We start from the raw sequence: 2500 nt of genomic DNA, 5'->3' as shown, positions 1-2500 counted from the left end.
GCTCCATTGCACGCTTCTTCGGGGCTCCCGTTACAGTGCCTGCGGGAAAACAGGAGCGGAGCGCATCATAGCCATCAGCTCCGGGAGCTGCCTCTGCCGTCACCGTTGATACGATATGCTGGACTTTTTGGTACTTCGCCACCTCCGCATACCGGGGAACAGAGACAGATCCAAACGCTGCGACCCTCCCGATATCGTTCCGTGCAAGGTCAACGAGCATAAGATGTTCTGACCGCTCTTTTTTGTCGGCAAGCAGATCTGCTGCGAGCGCTTCATCCTCATCCGGGTTGCAGCCCCGCGGCCGTGTACCTGCAATCGGGACGGTGGTGAGGGTGCTCCCGCTGGCTGCAACCAGCATCTCCGGGCTCTCTCCTGCCACCTGTTCGTCACCGAAATCAAGGTAATACCCATAACAGGTGGGGTTCTGTGACCGGAGAGCGGAATAAATCCTGAGGGGATCTCCTCTGAACGGCAACTGGATCTTTCTGGAGAGGACCGCCTGGTAGCAGTCGCCATCAACGATATGGGATTTGAGCTGCCTGACGCCATCTGTAAAGAGAGGGCGCTCCATCGTGGTGCTCGAATCTGTTGGTAGATCACCTGGTGATGGTGGAGGAGAGAAGAGATCACGCGATAGAAGGGCTTCGGCCATCATCTGGATCCTGCTTTTTGCCTCTTCGTCCATATCACGTGAGAAGAGCGTGATCCCGTTTCGATCGATTGAGACGGCATCACGGCATGAGAGGAACCTGCCCCCTCCTTCGTACCTGAGATATCCAACAGGGGAGAAGGGGGGATCGGCTGCCATTGCCCTGAGAGTATCACAAGGATCACCCGGACAATCCAGTACTTCAGATCCAATCCCGACCATTACCGGAAGGCCGGGGAATTCGAGAATATAACCGGGGCCATCGGCAAGCGCCCGGTAGACCGCAACCGGATCTGCTTCCTTTATCGGGAGGAACAATCCGGGTGCGGCGGCTGCCAGTCCGATGGCATCACCGTCTTGTGTACTTCTGTTTGCATATACTCTGGTAAGTTCTGTATATATTTATACATTGTTGATCACATTTGTCCAATAGACTGACACACATCCTTAATAATCACCTGGTTATACTTCACTACCATGACAGAGAGAAATGTCTTTGATGCAATCCTGGAGCACCTCAGGACGATGGTCTCCTCGGACATCCTGGTATCAAATCCGATCATCTCGGGGAACCGCTCGATCTTCACCATCTCTTCAGTTGGATTTGGATTTGGCGGAGGGGAAGGGAAAGCCGAAGATGGTGTTGGTTCCGGCGGAGGTGCAGGAGCGGGCGTCACCCCGGTAGCGGTGATGGTCATTCACCAGGACATTCCGGGACCTGAGGGAATCCAGATCTTTACTCTGGGAAAGAAGGGTGAGGTCGCACAGGCGATCTCGACTGCCGCAGAATCCCTCCCCTCGGTGATCGAGGCGATCCGGGGATCCAAGAAAGAGTGAATGGATTTCTACCCCATACTCCTCGCATTCGCATGCATCGGAGGGGGAGCAACACTCATCCTGATCTCGTTCTGTATCACCCTGACCGGATCGATCAGCCCTGATGGATGGTATGCCGGGGGGGGCCTCGGCCCGATCACCCTCCTCCTCCTCCCAAAACGGACTCTTGAGCTCCGGCTCTTTGAGAGGCTCGTGTACACGTATATCATCCCGGAAGAGGCAGAGGAGACAACAGGTGAAGAGGAGGAGCAGGCAGCAGATGGGGAAGATGATGAAGGCAGCGACATTCTGAAGGAAGCAGAGGGAAAAACCGGTTTTCCCCTCTCTGCCCTCTTAAAGCTTCCAATCTCAATCAACTCGGTCTGGATCTCCGGCAGGATCGGAACAGGCGATGCCGGTGAGACGGGGAAGCTCTACGGCTGGGCTGCTGCCCTCCGGGGTGCACTCCGGACAACCCGGATTCACCTCAATGTTACCCCTGATTTTGCATATGCGGGATGGTCGGCGAATGTCCGGGTCCGTATCCGGATACGATCGATTTTACATCTGGTGCTTGCATTTGTCCCATTTGTGAAGAGATAGCGGTCATTGACCGCATATATGCCACTCAATTATCATTGATTGCAGATACTGCCATTACCCATATCTTTTAAATATTTTGATCGCCTCTTTTCACATGTGTGTGATACACTATGACAGATGATGAAAAGAAGACAAATGAACCGGAGGTGACTCAGGATCCCCTGACTACTCCTGTCAGCACCCAGGCACCCGCTGCGGAAGAAAAACCAAAACCCGCTCCGGAACCAACGGTCAGACATGAGAAGGAGACGATCCATGAGATCCGGTATATGGATAAGCCTGAGAAGAAGAAGAAGAGCAATAAGCTGAAGATCATCGGCGTGCTCATCCTGATCCTCCTCATCGGTGTGATCGCAGTCTTCGCCACCCTGAACGTGACGATGTATGCACCGGTGGAGGGACAGACGTACCCCTATACCACCACCTATAATG

General features: G+C 54.0%; 4 protein-coding genes. 3 read left to right on the top strand and 1 reads right to left on the bottom strand.

The features are described from left to right. Positions 1-967: anthranilate synthase component I family protein (locus QCH34_RS10655; protein ID WP_300333947.1), on the bottom strand; the 967-nt coding region annotated here is incomplete at its 3' end. 159 nt (positions 968-1126) lie between these two features. On the opposite strand from QCH34_RS10655, the gene QCH34_RS10650 reads away from it, so the two are divergent. From QCH34_RS10650 to QCH34_RS10640, 3 genes are all read left to right on the top strand, one after another. Further along, entirely contained in the window at positions 1127-1486 is a 360-nt protein-coding gene (locus QCH34_RS10650; protein WP_300333945.1) for a spore germination protein GerW family protein, read from the top strand. Continuing rightward, entirely contained in the window at positions 1487-2068 is a 582-nt protein-coding gene (locus tag QCH34_RS10645; RefSeq protein ID WP_300333943.1) for a DUF2953 domain-containing protein, read from the top strand. A 110-nt stretch (positions 2069-2178) separates the two neighbouring features. Further along, the coding region (locus tag QCH34_RS10640; RefSeq protein ID WP_300333921.1) for a hypothetical protein at positions 2179-2500 on the top strand (322 nt) is incomplete at its 3' end.

This window comes from Methanocalculus sp. (assembly GCF_029762515.1).
GTDB lineage: Archaea > Halobacteriota > Methanomicrobia > Methanomicrobiales > Methanocorpusculaceae > Methanocalculus.
This window is presented reverse-complemented; position numbering and strand designations above follow the sequence as displayed.

What these genes read in the sequence shown, in the direction of transcription:
- QCH34_RS10650 (WP_300333945.1), top strand. Translation starts at nt 1,127, where the DNA reads ATGACAGAGAGAAATGTCTTTGATGCAATCCTGGAGCACCTCAGGACG.
- QCH34_RS10645 (WP_300333943.1), top strand. Translation starts at nt 1,487, where the DNA reads ATGGATTTCTACCCCATACTCCTCGCATTCGCATGCATCGGAGGGGGA.